General features: G+C 65.0%; 15 protein-coding genes. 2 read left to right on the forward strand and 13 right to left on the reverse strand.

Annotated elements, in window-relative coordinates:
- Positions 1–539 precede the first annotated feature (539 nt).
- The 8 genes from AC1DB0_RS09870 to AC1DB0_RS09905 all read right to left on the reverse strand — a co-directional run bounded on the left by AC1DB0_RS09870 (position 540) and on the right by AC1DB0_RS09905 (position 9221).
- Positions 540–1670 carry a M20 family metallopeptidase gene (locus AC1DB0_RS09870; RefSeq protein WP_476757427.1) on the reverse strand — a complete coding sequence of 377 codons (1131 nt, stop codon included), beginning with the start codon at positions 1668–1670 and terminating at the stop codon, positions 540–542.
- A 39-nt stretch (positions 1671–1709) separates the two neighbouring features.
- Positions 1710–2615: a prolyl oligopeptidase family serine peptidase gene (locus AC1DB0_RS09875; protein WP_054421234.1), complete on the reverse strand. Its 906-nt coding sequence runs from the start codon at positions 2613–2615 to the stop codon at positions 1710–1712.
- Positions 2615–3625: an ABC transporter ATP-binding protein gene (locus AC1DB0_RS09880; protein WP_054421235.1), complete on the reverse strand. Its 1011-nt coding sequence runs from the start codon at positions 3623–3625 to the stop codon at positions 2615–2617. The genes AC1DB0_RS09875 and AC1DB0_RS09880 overlap by 1 nt, the downstream gene beginning before the upstream one ends.
- On the reverse strand, positions 3622–4605 hold the full coding sequence (locus AC1DB0_RS09885; protein WP_054421236.1) for an ABC transporter ATP-binding protein: 984 nt from the start codon (positions 4603–4605) through the stop codon (positions 3622–3624). The genes AC1DB0_RS09880 and AC1DB0_RS09885 overlap by 4 nt, the downstream gene beginning before the upstream one ends.
- The gene (locus AC1DB0_RS09890; RefSeq protein ID WP_054421237.1) at positions 4602–5522 is read right to left on the reverse strand and encodes an ABC transporter permease; all 921 of its coding nucleotides are present in this window, start codon (positions 5520–5522) and stop codon (positions 4602–4604) included. The genes AC1DB0_RS09885 and AC1DB0_RS09890 overlap by 4 nt, the downstream gene beginning before the upstream one ends.
- A 6-nt stretch (positions 5523–5528) precedes the next feature.
- Positions 5529–6506, reverse strand: a complete 978-nt coding sequence (locus AC1DB0_RS09895) for an ABC transporter permease (RefSeq protein WP_476758650.1) — start codon at positions 6504–6506, stop codon at positions 5529–5531.
- A 45-nt stretch (positions 6507–6551) separates the two neighbouring features.
- Positions 6552–8183: an ABC transporter substrate-binding protein gene (locus AC1DB0_RS09900; RefSeq protein ID WP_175170560.1), complete on the reverse strand. Its 1632-nt coding sequence runs from the start codon at positions 8181–8183 to the stop codon at positions 6552–6554.
- A gap of 66 nt (positions 8184–8249) precedes the next feature.
- Complete coding sequence (locus AC1DB0_RS09905) at positions 8250–9221, reverse strand: M14 family metallopeptidase (protein ID WP_342067218.1); 972 nt, start codon at positions 9219–9221, stop codon at positions 8250–8252.
- Positions 9222–9415: 194 nt separating this feature from the next.
- On the opposite strand from AC1DB0_RS09905, the gene AC1DB0_RS09910 reads away from it, so the two are divergent.
- Positions 9416–10339, forward strand: a complete 924-nt coding sequence (locus AC1DB0_RS09910; protein WP_054421408.1) for a LysR family transcriptional regulator — start codon at positions 9416–9418, stop codon at positions 10337–10339.
- A 47-nt stretch (positions 10340–10386) separates the two neighbouring features.
- Here the strand turns inward: AC1DB0_RS09910 and AC1DB0_RS09915 are convergent, their stop codons facing one another.
- From AC1DB0_RS09915 to AC1DB0_RS09925, 3 genes are all read right to left on the reverse strand, one after another.
- Positions 10387–12000, reverse strand: a complete 1614-nt coding sequence (locus AC1DB0_RS09915) for an ABC transporter substrate-binding protein (protein WP_054421241.1) — start codon at positions 11998–12000, stop codon at positions 10387–10389.
- Between the two features lie 406 nt (positions 12001–12406).
- On the reverse strand, positions 12407–12640 hold the full coding sequence (locus AC1DB0_RS09920; RefSeq protein WP_054421242.1) for a hypothetical protein: 234 nt from the start codon (positions 12638–12640) through the stop codon (positions 12407–12409).
- 120 nt (positions 12641–12760) lie between these two features.
- A complete protein-coding gene (locus AC1DB0_RS09925; RefSeq protein ID WP_175170557.1) occupies positions 12761–13606 on the reverse strand; it encodes an NAD(P)H-hydrate dehydratase in 846 nt (281 codons plus the stop codon).
- Positions 13607–13722: 116 nt separating this feature from the next.
- Between AC1DB0_RS09925 and AC1DB0_RS09930 the strand changes: the two genes are divergently transcribed.
- A complete protein-coding gene (locus AC1DB0_RS09930; RefSeq protein ID WP_054421244.1) occupies positions 13723–14556 on the forward strand; it encodes an enoyl-CoA hydratase/isomerase family protein in 834 nt (277 codons plus the stop codon).
- Positions 14557–14610: 54 nt separating this feature from the next.
- Here the strand turns inward: AC1DB0_RS09930 and AC1DB0_RS09935 are convergent, their stop codons facing one another.
- Together AC1DB0_RS09935 and AC1DB0_RS09940 are read right to left on the reverse strand one after the other, a co-directional pair.
- A complete protein-coding gene (locus AC1DB0_RS09935; protein WP_476757428.1) occupies positions 14611–15348 on the reverse strand; it encodes an enoyl-CoA hydratase-related protein in 738 nt (245 codons plus the stop codon).
- Positions 15345–16316 carry an NAD(P)H-dependent flavin oxidoreductase gene (locus AC1DB0_RS09940; RefSeq protein WP_476757429.1) on the reverse strand — a complete coding sequence of 324 codons (972 nt, stop codon included), beginning with the start codon at positions 16314–16316 and terminating at the stop codon, positions 15345–15347. Before AC1DB0_RS09940 ends, AC1DB0_RS09935 begins: the two co-directional genes overlap by 4 nt.
- Between the last annotated feature and the right edge of the window lie 131 nt (positions 16317–16447).

Genomic DNA, 16447 nt, shown 5'->3' on the forward strand with positions numbered 1-16447 from the left:
GTGGTCCTCCCCGCACGTTTTTTGGGGGGGAGAGGGGTGGCGCGCGTCCGGCACTGCCTTGCGCGTGCCGACCCATCGCGCGCCACCGCACCGGAGTTCAACGGGTGACCGTGCCTCGCGGGATGGATGACGCGCGGCAAGCCATCAAGAAGAACCTGTGCAATGCCGCCACACGCGAAGCGAACACCGCGACGACGTCTCACCACGCGTAAGCCCCCAAAGGCCGCCCGCGCGGCCGGCCGGGGGCGGGCCCCGCAAAATCTTCCACCACCCAAATCCTCGTGGCGAGAACCTCAAGAACCCTGATCGCCCCAGCTGACGTCAGATTGCAACTACCAGAGCCCGTGAGGCCGGCGCCCTGGGGTGCGCGGGGCGTCGATAAGCCCGAGGGAATCCGAAGGCAGTTGCCGCAGGCAACAACGAGGATGACAAGGGGGCAGTCCGGAGCGAAGGCTCCGGACCGCAATCGTTGCCCCGCGCACCCCAGGGCGCCGGCCTCACGGGCGTCTAAAGAACCAACACCCGCCAACAGAAAACCCTTAAGCCAATTCCTTCAACAGCAATTCCCAAAACTTCAACCGCTGCTCCAACGTCGACACCAGCACATACTCATTCAACGTATGCGCCCCATCGCCATCAGCGCCCAATCCATCCAGCGTCGGAATCCCCATCGCAGACGTAAAGTTGGCATCGCTGCCACCCCCCGTCATCGGCGCGTCTTCCAGCAGGAAGCCGGCCCGATCCGCATAACCCTGCACCAGCGCCAGCAGTGCCGAAGCTGCTTCCGTCTTCACCATCGGCGGACGATTCAGTTCCACGTTGATGTCCAGTTCAACGTCCGGACCCACCGCGCACAACTCACGCATCCGGCGCAGCACGTCTTCGGCGGCCCCCATGTCCGGCACGCGGAAGTCCACCACGCAACGGCACAGGGCCGGCACGGTGTTGGTCACGGTGCCGCCTGCGATCGTGCCCACGCTGACCGTGATGCCGCGGTCGTAGTCGGTCATCGCTTCCAGCGCCAGCACCTGGTGCGCCATTTCGCGGATTGCGCTGCGGCCCTTCTCGTGCTGCATGCCGGCGTGCGCCGGGCGGCCCTTCACGTTCAGGTTCAGCATCCCCGTGCCCTTGCGCGCCGTCACGCACTTGCCGCCGTTCGGGCGGGCCGGTTCGCAGACCAGCGCGTACTTGGCGTTGGCGGCAAAGCGTTCGATGTGCACGCGCGAAGCGTGGCTGCCGGTTTCTTCGTCGGGCACCACCAGGAAGTCCACCGGCAGTTGCGTTGCGCCGGGGCGCGCAACGCCAGCCTGCGCGGTCAGCGCCAGGTAGATGCCGGCCTTCATGTCATAGCTGCCCGGGCCGTAGAGGCGGTCGCCGTCGATGCGCACCGGGTTCTCAAGCAGCGTGCCCACCGGATGCACCGTGTCCATGTGCGCCAGGATCAGGATGCCCGGGCGCGTGTCGCCAGGCGCGCGGTTGGTCGCGTACAGCAGCGGGCCGGTGGTGGGGCCCAGCGACGACAACTCCACGGTCAGGCCGGCAGCGGCTGCGTAGTCGGCGATGATGCGCGCCATCGCGGCGATGCCGTCGGGGAAGTTCGACGGCGACTCGCATTGCAGCCAGCTTTGAATGCCAGCGACGATCTGTTCAGTGCTCTGAGTGTTGGACATGGCGGTATCGGGTTTCAGCAATGAAAAAAGAAAGGGCGATCAGGCGACCTGCTGGCCAGCCAGGCGGGCCAGTTCGGCGTCGTCGGGCATCTTGCCGTCGAACCACAGGCTGGCGCACACGGCCGACATGGCGCGGCCGTCGTGGCCGATGCCGGGCACCACTTGCAGCGTCCAGCCAAACGGCACGCCGCGGCGCTCGGCTTCCTGCTTGCCGAACTCGTAGTAGTTCTTGGCGCGCGCGAAGCGGTGCGGGCCTTGGCGCATGGCGGCGGGTTCGGCGGGCAGGTTGGGGTCGTCGGTGGCGATGTCCTGATCGCCCGCCAGAATCGTCATTGGATAGGCCAGCAGCTTCACCAGATGCTCTTCGGTCAGGCCGACGCCATCCATGCCTTCGGGGAACGGGTGATCGAACGTGGGCAACGTGTACCAGCCGGGGTTGCCGGCCGTGACCGCCTTGAACGGCGCGTGCGACTGGCTGCTCATCAAGCGGTGCACGAACTGGCCGCCGGCCGAATGGCCGAACAGGTAGACGTTCTGGCCGTCGGTGATTTCACCGTCGATCATGTCTTTGATGACGTTGCCCACCAGCGCATACGTCCAGCCGTCGATGTGGCGCGGATTGCCGCCCGCCGAGAACACGCGGCCGTTGTTGTAGCTTTCAACGCCAGGCCAGATTTCGTTCGAGAACGTCAGCGCCACGATCAGCAGCTTGTGCTTGTCGGCGGCTTCAACCCAGAAGTCGCGGTATTCATCGCCGTTGCGCAGCACGCCGTGCTGCACGATAACGACCGGGCGGTCCGGCGTGTAGCCGTAAGGGCGGTACGTTTGCAGCTTGAAGGGACGATCCGAATTGCGGTCTTCGTCGATGTACTGAATGGTGTTGCGGCCCGCATGGCCCATTTCGATGGCGATGCGGTCCACATTGGACATGTCGGAGGGTTTCATCAGGCGCTCGCTTCGTTCAGGTGACAGGCCGACCAGTGGCCCGCCGAGATTTCTTTCAGGACCGGCGCCTGCTCGCGGCAGCGCGGCATGGCGTGGGGGCAACGGGGGTTGAACGTGCAGCCCGGGGGCGGGTTCAGCGGCGACGGGATTTCTCCCTTGATCGGCGTGAACTTGCGGCCGCGGCGGGCCACGTCCGGCACTTCGGCCATCAAGGCCTGAGTGTAGGGGTGATTGGCGCGCGCGAAGATCTCGGCCGACGTGGAGATTTCCACGATTTTGCCCAGATACATGATCGCGACGCGGTCCGAGATGTGCTTGACCACACCCAGGTCATGGCTGATGAACAGATACGTAAAGCCGTGCTGTTCGCGCAAGTCCATGAACAGGTTGATCACCTGCGCCTGGATGGACACGTCCAGCGCGGCCACGGGCTCGTCACACACCAGGAACTTCGGCGCCACCATCAGCGCGCGGGCGATGCCGATGCGCTGGCGTTGGCCGCCGGAAATCTGGTGCGGGAAACGGTCGCGGTATTCGGCGTCCAGGCCCACTTCCTTTAGCGCCTGGTCAATGCGCGCCGGGATCTCGGCAGGCGGCGCCAGCTTGTGGACCTTCAGCGATTCGCCCAGGATCTGGCGCAGGCGCTGACGCGGATTCAAGGACGCTTGCGGGTCCTGGAAAATCATCTGCACGCCCAGCGTATACGCCAGCTTTTCAGCGCCGCGCAGGCGCACGGCGTCATGGCCTTGATACAGCAGTTCGCCTTCGGTCTGGCGGTGCAGGCCCGCAACCACGCGGCCCAGCGTGGACTTGCCACAGCCGGATTCACCCACCAGGCCAACCACTTCGCCGCGCTTGATGGACAAGTCCACGCCATTGACGGCATACACCGTGCGGCGGTCGATGGGGCGGCCGGTCAGGGCCAGGATGCGTTGGGCCAGGTCGGGTCGCTGCTCGAAGCGCTTGTGGACGTTCTTGAGCTCGATGACGGGAGTATCGGCTTGGCTCATGCTTGCTGTGCCTCGCGGGCTATCGGCACGTAACAGCGGTAGCTGCGCGGACCTTCGGTGGTAACGGAGGGGGCTTGTTCRGTGCACCGGGGGATAACCTTGGTGCAACGCGGACGGAAGGCACAGCCCGACGGGCGGCCCGCCAGGCTGGGCGCCATGCCGTTGATCTGATGCAGGCGCGCGCCGGGTTGCGTGGCGCCGGGCATCGAATCCAGCAGGCCCTTGGTGTAGGGGTGGCGCGGCGATGCCAGCACCTGTTCAACCGGGCCGCTTTCAACAATGCGGCCGGCATACATCACGGCCACGCGGTCGGCCAGTTCGGCCACCACGCCCAGATCGTGCGTAATCCAGATAAGCGCGGTGTTGTGTTCACGGCAGATCTCTTGCATGCGGTAGAGAATCTGGCCCTGGATGGTGACGTCCAGCGCGGTCGTGGGCTCGTCGCAGATGATGAGATCGGGCTTGTTCAGCATGGCGATGGCGATTGCCACGCGCTGACGCATGCCACCCGAGAACTCGTGCGGGTAGCTCTTCAAACGCTTTTCAGGCGCAGGAATACCCACCATCGCCAGCGCTTCGCGGCAGCGTTCCTCGGCCTCGGCGCGCGACACGTTCTCGTGCGTGAGGATGGCTTCCATCATCTGCTCGCCGATGCGCAGCACCGGGTTCAGCGTCATCAGCGGGTCTTGGAAGATCATGGCGATGCGGTTGCCGCGCAACTGGCGCATCTGCTCTTCCGTGAGCTTGCGCAGGTCGGTGCCCTTGAACTTCACTTCGCCCTCCACGACTTCCCCGGGCGGGTCGATCAGACCCAGCAGCGAGAAGCCCGTGACGGATTTGCCGGAACCGGATTCACCGACCAGGCCCACGATTTCGCCGCGGCGGACAGTCAGGTCGACACCGTCGACCGCCAGCCACGCGCCGGCTTCGGTATGGAATGCAGTGCGCAGGCCGCGCACATCAAGAAGAATGTCGCTCATGCTCGTCGCGGGTCCAGGCTTTCACGCAGGCGGTCGCCCACGATGTTGATGGAAAGGATCAGCAGCAGCAGGGCAATGCCCGGGAACAAGCTGATCCAGTAGTCGCCCGACAGCAGGTATTGGAAACCGTTCGAGATCAAGAGGCCCAACGACGGCTCGGTGATCGGTACGCCGACGCCCAGGAAGGACAGCGTGGCTTCCAGCGCGATGGCGGTGGCGATCTGAATGGTGGCGAACACCATGACGGGGCCCAGGCAGTTGGGCAGCAGGTGAAACGCCATGATGCGCCAGGCCGGAAAGCCCAGGTTGGCGGCGGCTTCCACGTATTCCTTGCGGCGCTCTTGCAGCGCGCGGCTGCGCATGATGCGGGCGTAGTGGCCCCATTGCACCAGCACCAGCGCCAGAATCACCTTGTCCACGCCCCGCCCCAGCACCACCAGCAGCACCAGCGCCACGAGAATGGTCGGGAAACCCAGGATGAAATCGACGATGCGCATCAGCACGGTGTCGACCAGGCCGCCGACATAGGCGGCGATCAGGCCGACCGCGCCGCCGATGGCGGTGGCCAGCACGACGGCGGACAGGCCCACCATCAGGCTGATACGCAGGCCATACAGAATGGCGCTGAGCATGTCGCGGCCCTGGTCGTCGGTGCCGAGCCAGGCGATGCTGCCGTCCATGAAAGCTTGGCGCGGCGCCAGGCGGCCGTCCAGCAGCGACAGGTTGGCCAGGTCATACGGGTTTTGCGGCGCGAAAAAGGGTGCGAACACCACCAGCACCACCAGGATGGCCAGCGCGATTGCAGAGCCGCGCACCGTGGGGCGCGCACGCAGTTTCTTCAGGATGGAGGCGCGCTGCGGCGTCTCAGCCAGGGGCTGGACGGTGCGGGTGCGGCCGGGATTGGGAGAGTTAGCCATGGCGGATTATTGAGCGGGGGTCACGAGCTGCACGCGCGGGTCGAGCGCGGCGTACAGGATGTCCACAACCAGGTTGATGACCACGAAGATCAGGGTGACCAGCATCACGTACGCGACCACCACAGGGCGGTCCAGCTGGTAGATGCTATCGATCAGCAGCTTGCCCATGCCAGGCCACGCGAACACGGTTTCGGTGATGGTGGAGTAGGCGATCAGGCTGCCGAACTCCATGCMGATCACGGTCACGACGGGGATCAGGATGTTGCGCAGGATGTGGCGGCGCACGATGCGTCCGGGCTTCACGCCCTTGGCGCGCGCGAATTTCACGTAGTCCTGGCTGCGCGCTTCGACCACACCCGAGGCCGTCAGCCGCAGCACCAGCGCAATGTTCGCCAGTGCCAGGTTGATGGCCGGCATGATCAGGTGCGACCAGCCGTTGGCGGTCAGGATGGACAGGCGCACGCCCAGCACGGTGACGGTGTCGCCGCGGCCCGTGGCGGGCAGCCATCCCAGCCAGACGGCGAACAGCAGAATCAGCATCATGCCCTGCCAGAAGTTCGGCAGCGAAAAGCCCAGCACCGACGTCGACATGATGCCGCGGCCCAGGTAGTCATCGCGGTACAGGCCAGCGACCAGACCCAGCGGAATCCCGATCACACAGGTCAGCATGATGGCCACGAACACGAGCTCGAACGTGGCGGGAATGCGTTGCACGATCAGTTCAACGGCGGGGATGCCGTGCACGAAAGACGTGCCCAGGTCACCATGCAGCGCGCGCCACAGGAACCCGGTGTATTGCTGCCACACGGGCAGATCCAGGCCCAGGCGGGCGATCATCGCCTCGCGCGCGGCCTGACTGGCTTCGGGGCTGACCAGCAGTTCAATCGGGTCGCCCACGGCATACACCGCGAAGAAGACCACGACCGAAACGGCCAGCAGTACGAACAGACTCTGGATCAGTCTGCGTAGGATGAACAAGGCCACGTGATGATTTCCTTGGTGGGCTCAGGGTTGCTTGGCGCCGAGTGCTTACTTGGCGGGTTTGGCCGACATGGCCAGGGTGTACTGATCGGCCCGGCCTTCGTAGACCAGCCCCTTCTTGAACGCCCAGATGCTGCTTTCGAAATGCAGGGGAATGCTGGGCAGGTCAGCCAGTGCAAGCGTCAGCGACTGTTGCAGCAGCTTTTCCCGTTCGGCGGGGTCCACGGTGACCAGGGCGCGCTTGAACACGGCATCGAACTCGGGGTTGTCGTAACCGCCGTAGTTGCTCGTGCCCAGGCCATGCTCTTTGTCGAACCGGGTAACCCAGTATTGTAGGAAAGACGAGGCCTCGCCGGTCTCGGACGACCAGCCGCCCATCGCGAAGCTGAATTCGCGCTTGGCGCGCTTGGGGAAATACACCGAGCGCGTCATTGCGTCCACGGTCGTCTTGATGCCCACGCGCGACAGGTATTGCGCCACGGCTTGCGAGATCTGGGCGTCGTTGATGTAGCGGTCGTTGGTGGAGGAGATGGCCAGCTCAAAGCCGTTGGGGTAGCCGGCGTCCGCCAGCAGCTTCTTCGCGCCTTCGGGGTCGTACTTCAGTTCCGGCGGGTGCGGCAGCGTGCCGAACATGCCGTCGGGCAGGAACTGGTTGGCGGGTGTGGCGGCGCCGTCCATGATGCGGGCGGCGATGGTCTTGCGGTCGATCGCCATGGAAATGGCGCGGCGCACGCGCACATCCTGCAAGGGGTTTTTGCCGTCGGCGGCCTTGACCGTTGGGCTGGGGCTGCGGGCCACATCAAACTGGAAATACACCACGCGCACCGACGGCGTGATCACATGGCCGAAGCCCGGCGTTTCCGAAATACGCTTCACGTCGCGCGCGGCGGGGTTTTCGATCAGGTCGAAATCACCGGCCAACAGACCCGTCAGGCGCGGGCCGGCGGCCGGCACCGGGATCAGCTTGACCGTCTGCCAGGCGGGCTTGTCGCCCCAGTAGGCGTCGTTGCGGGTGAGCTCGATGCCCGTGCCCTTCACGTAGGACTTCAGCGTGTAGGGGCCGGTGCCGATGACGTCGCGGCCATTGTTGAAGTCGGCCACCGTGGGCCAGGGGCCGGTCACGCCGCACTTGTTCTTCAGGTCGAAGGTGATGGGGCCGTGCTCGACGATGCCGCTCCACAGCATGCCCGTGCGGGTCAGGTCGTTGGGCAACAGCGGGTAGGGCTTGTGCGTCTTGATGACCAGCTTGTTGCCGTCGCGTGCTTCAACATTGGCGAATTTCTGCACGATGGCCGGGTACGAACCGCCAATGGACTGCTCGTTGTTCATCACGCGGCAGAACGTGAAGATCACGTCCTGGGCGGTGAAGGGCTGGCCATTGGAGAATTTGGCGCCGTCGCGCAGCGTGAATTCCCAGGTGGTGTCGTCCACCGACTTCCAGGCGGTCGCCAGGCGCGGAATCAGGTCCATCTTGGCGTTCTGGCCAATCAGCGTTTCGAACATGTGCGAGGTCATCGCATCGTTCGGCGTCGCCTGGTGATAGTGCGGGTCCATCGAGGTCGGCTCGGACGATAAGCCGATCTTTAGCGTGGAGCCGGCTGCGGGCGCCTGCGCCTGGGCGGCGGAGGCGGCCAGCGTACAGGCCAGTAATGCGCTGCGTAGGTAAACCTTGGCGGACATGCTTTTCCCGTTGTTATGGATGTTTCCGGCGGCGCCTCGTTGGTGGGCGCCGCTCGTTTGCTTGAATCAGACGATGGGTTGCGCCAGCCGGACAACGGTCACGCCGGGCCGCAGATTCGCGGTGGACGGCATGATCAGGACGCAGTTGTCATAGGGCGTGACGACGGGCTCGCCTTCGGACCAGCCGATGACGGTGCCGGCGGCGGCCAGCGTTTCCAGGCCCTTCCAGGGCTGGGCGAAACGGAAGTCGGCGCTTTTGGCGGCGACGGCATGCGTGACGCGCAAGGCGCGTTGGGTGGAGGCGGCGGGCACGAACCAGTCCGCGGGCAAGTCTTCGCTGTCCACCGTGCCAGCTTCCACCAGGAAGCGCGCCATCTGGTCGACCGCCACGCCGCGCGCTTCGGGTGCGCCGTGGAACCCGCATTCGATCAGCAGCGAACGCGTGCCGTTGTCGCCGGCTTCGCCAAAACGGCCGTAGTCGCGCATGCGCACGCCCGCAGCGTGGCCCGCGTCAGCAATGATGGTGGCGGGGTTGCCCAGCGCCAGGGCCAGGTCGATGTTGCGTTGTTCCATGCCGGTCAGTTGCAGCGGCACATCGGAATTGCTCATCGAGTGAAAGTCCAGCAGCCAGTCGGCCTGTTCCACCCAGGGGCGAATTTCGGCGGCGCGGCGGCGTTCCTGGCTGATCGGCAGGCTGAGCTTGTCGTCGCTCCAGACGCGGTTCATGTCTTCGTCGACGAAGCGCGCGGGGGCGTAATTGGTGGAGTCAAAGCGGTCGAACGCCGCCAGGTTGCAGAACGCCAGGGTGAGCGCGCCGCGGCGGGGACGCAGCCCAGCGGTCAACGCTTCTTTCAGAGCCCAGGCGCCGCACAGTTCATTGCCATGAATCAGCGCGCTCAACATGACGCGCTTGCCCGGCACGCCGGAGTCAAAATGCCAGACACCGGGGGTATCCGTATTGCCCAAGCGTTCTGCCGACAGATCCGGACAGGCAAGAAGAAAAGGGCGCGGATGGGCCGCGGGGGTCGACGTGGGCATGGGAACTCCGATGAAGCGAGGGGATTGTATAGGGGATAGACGTCTAGGGCTTCAATCGCGCGCCAGTAAGACGCGGTCCCGGCGAATTCTAGGAGCTTGGGAGCTTTCTCTACAATTAGAATATTTATCGGCGGCTTTGCATAAAAGGCAAAGCTTGAGCGTTGGATGACCCGCGTAGCAACCGAGGACGGAACGTGCACGGCATTGCCTTGAAGTATTTTCTGGAGGTGGCCCAGGCGGGCAGCCTGAGCGGGGCGTCCGAACGCCTGCATGTGGCGGTGTCCGCCATCAGCCGGCAGATCGCCAAGCTTGAGGAAGAGGCCGGCGCACCGTTGTTCGAGCGCGCTGCGCGGGGGATGGTGCTGAGCGAAGCGGGCCAGCTGCTGCTGGTGCACGCCCGGCGCACCATGCTCGAGGCCGAGACGGTGCTGCAAGAGATAGCGGCGACCAAGGGCGTGGCCCGCAACGAAATCCGGGTGGCGGCAGTAGAAGGCGTGGCGCGTATTTTTGTGCCGTCGGTGATGGCGCGTTTCCGCCAGGAACGGCCCAACATCCGCTTCGACCTGTTCGTGGGGTCGCCCGCCGAAGTCAGCCGCAAGGTGGCCGAAGGCAGCGTCGAGCTGGGCATGACCTTCATCGCCGAGCGCACAGAAGGGGTCAGCGTCCGCTATTCGCGCCGCGCGCCGGTGCACGCGGTGATGGCGGCCGACCACCCGCTGGCGGGCCGGCGCAGCGTCAGCCTGCAAGATCTCAGCCAGTTCCCGTTGGCGCTCACGGGACCCGGCACCACCACGCGGCAACTGTTCGACATGGGCTGCGCGCTGGAATCCGTGCAGATGGAGCCCGTGCTGACGTGCAACGATTCCTCGCCTTTGCACGGCTTCGTGTTCGGATCGGACGCCATCATGTTGAGCGGCTATATCTCGGTGGCGTGGAGCTTGCGGCGCGATGAGCTGGTGGCCGTGCCCATTTCCAACGCCGAATTGCAGTCGCGCACCTTGCAGATCCAGGTCATGCCGGGCCGCGTGCTGCCGCCGAAGGCGGAGGCGTTCATTGATCTGCTGTCACGCGAGCTGGACCAGGCCCTGGCGGCCGGCCCGGTAGCGGCGAAGGCATAAAAAAACGGCTGCCCGAAGGCAGCCGTTTTTCGTTCAGGCGGACCTGATTACTTCTTGTCGGGCGTCACCGAGGTGGCCAGCGTGTACTGGTCGCGGCGGCCTTCGTACGTGATTCCCTTGCGGAAAGCCCAGATGCTGCTTTCAAAGTGCAGCGGGATCAGCGGCACGTTGTCCAGGGCGATCTGCGTGGATTGCTGCAACAGCTTCTCGCGCTTGGGCGCGTCCACGGTCACGATGGCTTCCTTGTAGACCTTGTCAAAATCGGCATTGGAGAAGCCGCCGTAGTTGCTGGTGCCCAGGCTGGCGGGCGAGTCGAGCGACGCCACCCACAGCTGGAACAGCGCCGAGGCTTCACCCGTTTCCGCCGGCCAGCCACCCATCGAGAAGCTGAACTCGCGCTTGGCGCGCTTGGGGAAATAGATGGAAGCCGTCATGGCGTCCACGTTGGTCTTGATGCCGACGCGGGCCAGGTACTGGGCCACGGCTTGGGCGACTTGGCCGTCGTTGACATAGCGGTCGTTGGTGGACGACAGCGTCAGTTCAAAGCCATTCGGGTAGCCGGCTTCGGCCAGCAGCTTCTTGGCGCCTTCCGGGTCGTACTTGATTTCCGGAGCCTTGGGCAGCGCGCCGAACATGCCGTCGGGCATGAACTGGTAGGCCGGGGTGGCCATGCCGTCCATGATGCGGGCGGTGATGGTCTTGCGGTCGATGGCCATCGAAATAGCCTTGCGCACACGCAGGTCCTGCAGCGGGTTCTTGCCGTCGGCGCTCTTGACGAACGGGCTCGGGTTGCGGCCCACGTCCGGCTGGAAGAACACCAGGCGGGTGGACGGCGTGGCCACGAAACCGAACTTCGGGTTGTCCTTCAGGCGCGGCAGGTCGCGGGCGGCGGGGTTTTCGATCATGTCGAAGTCACCGGACAAGAGGCCCGTCAGGCGCGGGCCGGCGGACGGCACCGGCACAAACTTCACTTCCTTCCAGTACGGCTTCTCGCCCCAATATTGTTCATTGCGGACCAGCTCGATGCCAGTGCCCTTCACGTAGGACTTCAGCGTGTACGGGCCGGTGCCGATAGCGTCTTTGCCGTTGTTGAAGTCAGCCACGGTGGGCCAGGCGCCCGTCACGCCGCAACCCTTCTTCGGGTCAAACGTCAGCTTGCCGTGTTCGACGATGCCGTTCCACACGATGGGCAGCGAGCGGGCCAGCTCGGCGGGCATCAGCGGGAAGGGCTCGCCAGTCTTGATGATGACGGTGTGCGCGTCCGGCGTTTGCACGTCGGTGATGCGCTTGGTCATGTCCATATAGGACTGCGACACGTTGGTTTCGTTGTTCAGCGTGCGGCAGATCGTGAACAGCACGTCTTCGGACGTGAACGGCTTGCCGTTCGAGAACTTGACGTCATCACGCAGCTTGAATTCCCAGGTCAGGTCGTCCAGGTTTTTCCAGGACTTGGCCAGTTGGGGCGTCAGTTTCATGTCGGCGCTACGGCCCACCAGAGAACTGTAGACGTGCGCGGAGAACGCGTCGTTCTGCGTCATCTTGTGATAGTGGGGGTCTGCCGAAGTGGGTTCGGCCGACAGGCCGATCTTCAGCGTCTGGGCTTGGGCGGCAGCCAAGGGGATGGCGGCGGCCACAAGGGCCAGGGTGGTGCGCAACTTCATGGTGACAACTCCGGATGGATAACGAACCGGATCGTGCTTGCGGGAAAACCACCGGGGCCGGGCGGACAGCGGGTGTCGGCCACAGAGCTCAGGGTGTGTTGGCGCCAGGCACGACGGCAAGGGGCCGATTATCGGTAGGGGCTTCGCGCGCTGTCAATGAAGAATGGCAATCCGGGCGCTAGGGAAAACGCCGAGAGGATGCGGGGATTGCGGGGGAAGTGAGGGCGCCGCGGGGGCCTCGCAATGCTTCAAAGCGAGGCCGGCGCGGCGCGATGGCGCCAGGTGAGGGTCGGGCGCCGAAGGTTCGTTGCAAGGGGCGCTTGGGCCAGCAAGCGGGCGTTGCAACGGCAGCGCGCCGGGCGAAATCGCGGGAGATCGTTCGCGATTCAGCCCAGCGCAGCTGTGCTTACCACTGAGAGCCGGAGAAGCGCGAGCTGGCGGCGCGGGCCTTGTTCATCGATTCGTTCACTTCGTCGATGAAAGCAAAGACGCCAGCAACAGCGGCGATCACGGCTTGGCCAGCCTTCTTCAGGTTGGTCAGCGGGTGGGAATTCGGTTGATTTTCGAGGGCGCCGCGAAGCAGGTCACGTTCGAGGGCGTCGGTCAGGCGGGCAGTGTGGTTCAAGGTCAGTTCGCTCATGGTCTTCTCCAGTCCGTTTCGTCTTGGGGTAATCCATTATAGGGATAACCCTAAATAGAAAGCAACGACCATTTCAGGGAAAACCCTAGTATGTTGTAAAAATGTTTATTTGGCAGGGACTTAGCGCGGGTTGCGCAGGGCGCGAGCGGCATCTGCGAGCTCGCCTGCCGTCAAACCGATGGGGCCGATGCCTTGTGCGACCAGGGCGTCGGCGGCGGCGCCGTGCAGCCAGACGGCGCCCGCGACCGCCTGGTCCCAGGGCAGCTTTTGCGCGATCAACGAACCCAGCATGCCGGCCAATACGTCCCCGGTTCCGGCGGTGGCCAGGCCCGGGTTGCCACTGGTATTGATGCGCGTGGAGCCATCCGGCGCGCAGACGATCGTGCCTGCGCCCTTCAACACCACCCAGCACTGATAGCGCTGAGCCAGCTTCCACGCCGCGCCCGGCCGGTCGGCCTGGACGTCGGCGGTGCTGATACCTAATAGGCGGCCGGCTTCGGCAGGGTGGGGGGTGAGCACGACGGGGCCCTCGCCCCAGTTGGGCTGGACATCCCCCCAGGCCAGCAGGTTTAGCCCGTCGGCGTCCAGCACCAGCGGCGCCTCCCGGCGCAGCACGAACAGTTCGGACAGCGTGTTGGCCGCCAGCGCGCCCGTGCCGATGCCGCAGCCCGCGACCCAGGCGGTTACGCCCAGGTCTTCATCCAGCAATGAGCGCGCATCCCGCAGCATCAGCTCGGGCTGCTGCGGGTCGCAGGGCAGCGGGGATGTTTCCTGCGCAAAGCCGACCAGCACCTTGCCCGCACCGATCTTCAAGGCGGCGCGTGCCGCCAGCAACGCCGCGCCCGCCATGCCCGGCCCGCCGCCCACCACGCCAACCGTGCCAAAACTGCCCTTATGCGTGTCCGCCTCCCGGGGGGAGAACAGGGCAGAAAGCGCGGCGCGGTCGATGGGGGCGGGGGTGTTCATTGGCTGAGGCTCCGAAGGGACAACGGCAAGGTGGGGGCCGATCTATCCACTATAGTGCGCAAAAACACGCCGGCCTTCAGGCCCGCCCCACTGCGAAAGACAATGCGGAGAAGACAATGACAGATATCACGCTGCAACATTATTCGGCCTATGAATCCCTGAAGTTGCGCCGGCATCCCGGGGGCGTTCTGGAGCTGATCATGGGCGCCAAGGGCGGCCAGCCGGGCAAGTTGTCCACGGCCGATGACCGCATGCACCGCGAGCTGGCCGACATCTGGCGCGACATCGACACGGACCCGGACACCCGCGTGGTGGTGATCCGCGGCGAGGGCAAAGGCTTCTCGGGCGGTGGCGACCTGGACTTGGTGCAGCAGATGGCGGATGACTTCGACGTGCGCACCCGTGTCTGGCGAGAGGCCCGCGACCTGGTCTACAACATCATCAACTGCAACAAGCCCATCGTGTCCGCCATGCATGGCGCGGCCGTGGGGGCGGGGCTGGTAGCGGGCTTGCTTGCCGACATCTCGATTGCCGCACGCGACGCGCGCATCATCGACGGCCACACCCGCCTGGGCGTCACGGCAGGCGACCACGCCGCCATCGTCTGGCCGCTGCTGTGCGGCATGGCCAAAGCCAAGTACTACCTGATGCTGTGCGAAACCGTCACGGGCGAAGAAGCCGAGCGCATCGGCTTGGTGTCGCTGTGCGTGGACGAGGCCGAACTCATCACCCGCGCGTTCGAGGTGGCCAACAAGCTGGCCGCGGGTTCGCAGACGGCGATCCGCTGGACGAAGTACTCGCTGAACAACTGGTTGCGCATGGCCGGGCCGACGTTTGATACGTCGTTGGCGCTGGAATTCATGGGATTTGGCGGGCCGGACGTCAAGGAAGGGGTGAAGTCCTTGCGCGAACGGCGGGCGCCGAATTTCCGGCCGGATTCGCCGTTTTAAGGCGATGGGTTGCGCGCCTCAGACCGCGCGCAACCCATCATCACTTCGCCATCATCACTTCTTAAAGAACTTCGCAAACGCCGCTTGCGCTTCGTCTGTTTGCAAGCGGGCGCGGAATTGCTGGGCTTCGTAGTCCAGCGTTTCCTGAATCGCCTGGCGATCCGCCCGTTTCATCATGGCCTTGGTCAAGCGCAGCGCGGCGGGCGGTTGGCGGGCCAGATCCGCAGCGGTCGCCTGAGCGGCCGCCAGCGCCTGGCCTTTTTCCGTGACCGACGTGGCCAGCCCGGCCTCGTGCGCGTCTTGCGCGGTAAAGGCCTTGCCCTGCAACAGCCATTCGGCTGCGCGGCGGCCCACCAGTCGAGGCATCAGCAGGCTGGATGCGCCTTCCGGGCACAAGCCCAGCGCCACGAACGGCATGCGCAAGGTGGCGCCGTCGCCGATGTGAACAAAATCGCAGTGCTGCAATAAGGTCACGCCGATGCCGATCGCGTAGCCCTCAACCGCGGCGACGACCGGCACCTCGGCCGTGGTCAGTGCGCGCAGGAACGTCAGGCCGGCGCTGTCGCCCGCGCCGCGCTCCGCCTGGAATTCGCGCAGGTCGTTGCCGGCCGTGAAGTGTTCGCCCGCGCCCGTCAGGATCACGGCGGATACGGACTGATCCGCCGATGCCTGCACGATCTGTTCCGTCAGCGCGGCGTAGGTCGCCGTGTCCAGCGCGTTACGGCGGTCCTGGCGGTCGATCGTGAGAGTCAGAACGGCGCCGTCGCGGGCAAGCTTCAGGCCCGCGCTCATGCGTACGTCCGGCTGGCCAGCCGGGCCTTTGCGTCGTCGTACTCGCGGCGCAGCGTGTCGACGATCTTGCGGGTGGGTTCCACGCTGGCGATGCCGCCCACGCCCTGGCCCGCGCCCCAAATGTCCTTCCAGGGCTTCACGCGCGAAGATCCGAAGTTGGACGCGCCGCTGTCGGGCTGCGGCAGGTTGGCCGGGTCCAGTCCCGATGCGGTGATGCTGGCCTTCAGGTAGTTGCCCGGGATGCCGGTGAAGAAGGGCGTGTACAGAACGTCGGACGCGCTGGCCTCGACGATGGCTGACTTATAGCCTTCGCTGGCGTTGGCTTCCTCGCTGGCGATGAAGCGCGTACCCATATAGGCGAAGTCCGCACCCATGGCCAGCGCGGCCAGCACGTGCTCGCCGGTGGTGATGGCGCCCGACAGGATCAGCGGGCCGTCGTAGAAGCGGCGCACTTCGGACACCAGCGCGAACGGGCTCAGCGTGCCTGCGTGGCCGCCGGCGCCTGCGCACACCAGGATCAATCCGTCGACCCCCGCTTCCAGCGCCTTTTCGGCGTGGCGCAGGGTGGTGACGTCGTGGAATACCTTGCCGCCCCAATCGTGCACGCCTTTGACCAGGTCGCCGGGCGCGCGCAGGCTGGTGATGATCAGCGGCACGCGGTGGCTGGCGCACACGGCCAGGTCTTGCTCCAGGCGGTCGTTGGACTGGTGAATGATCTGGTTGACGGCAAACGGCGCAACAACGGTGCCGGGGTTGGCTTCGCGGTGCGAGGCCAGACCCGCCTGGGCTTCATCCAGCCAGTCGGTCAGCAGGCTTTGCGGACGCGCGTTCAGCGCGGGAAATGACCCGACGATGCCGCTCGTGCACTGGGCGATGACCAGTTTCGGGTTGGAGACGATGAACATGGGGGCGCTGATGACCGGCAGGGACATCTGGCCATACAAATCTGTCACGAGAGAGTGGGGCATAGCGTCGTCGCGTTGTGTCCAGGTCAGTCCAGAAAAGGCGGGCCTGCATTCAGGCTTGAGCACCCAAGGCGGATGTGCCTATAATTACCTACCGACCGTCCGGTAATTAATTAATCTTTATTTAACGGCAT

This window comes from Achromobacter sp. 10T422 (assembly GCF_056394065.1).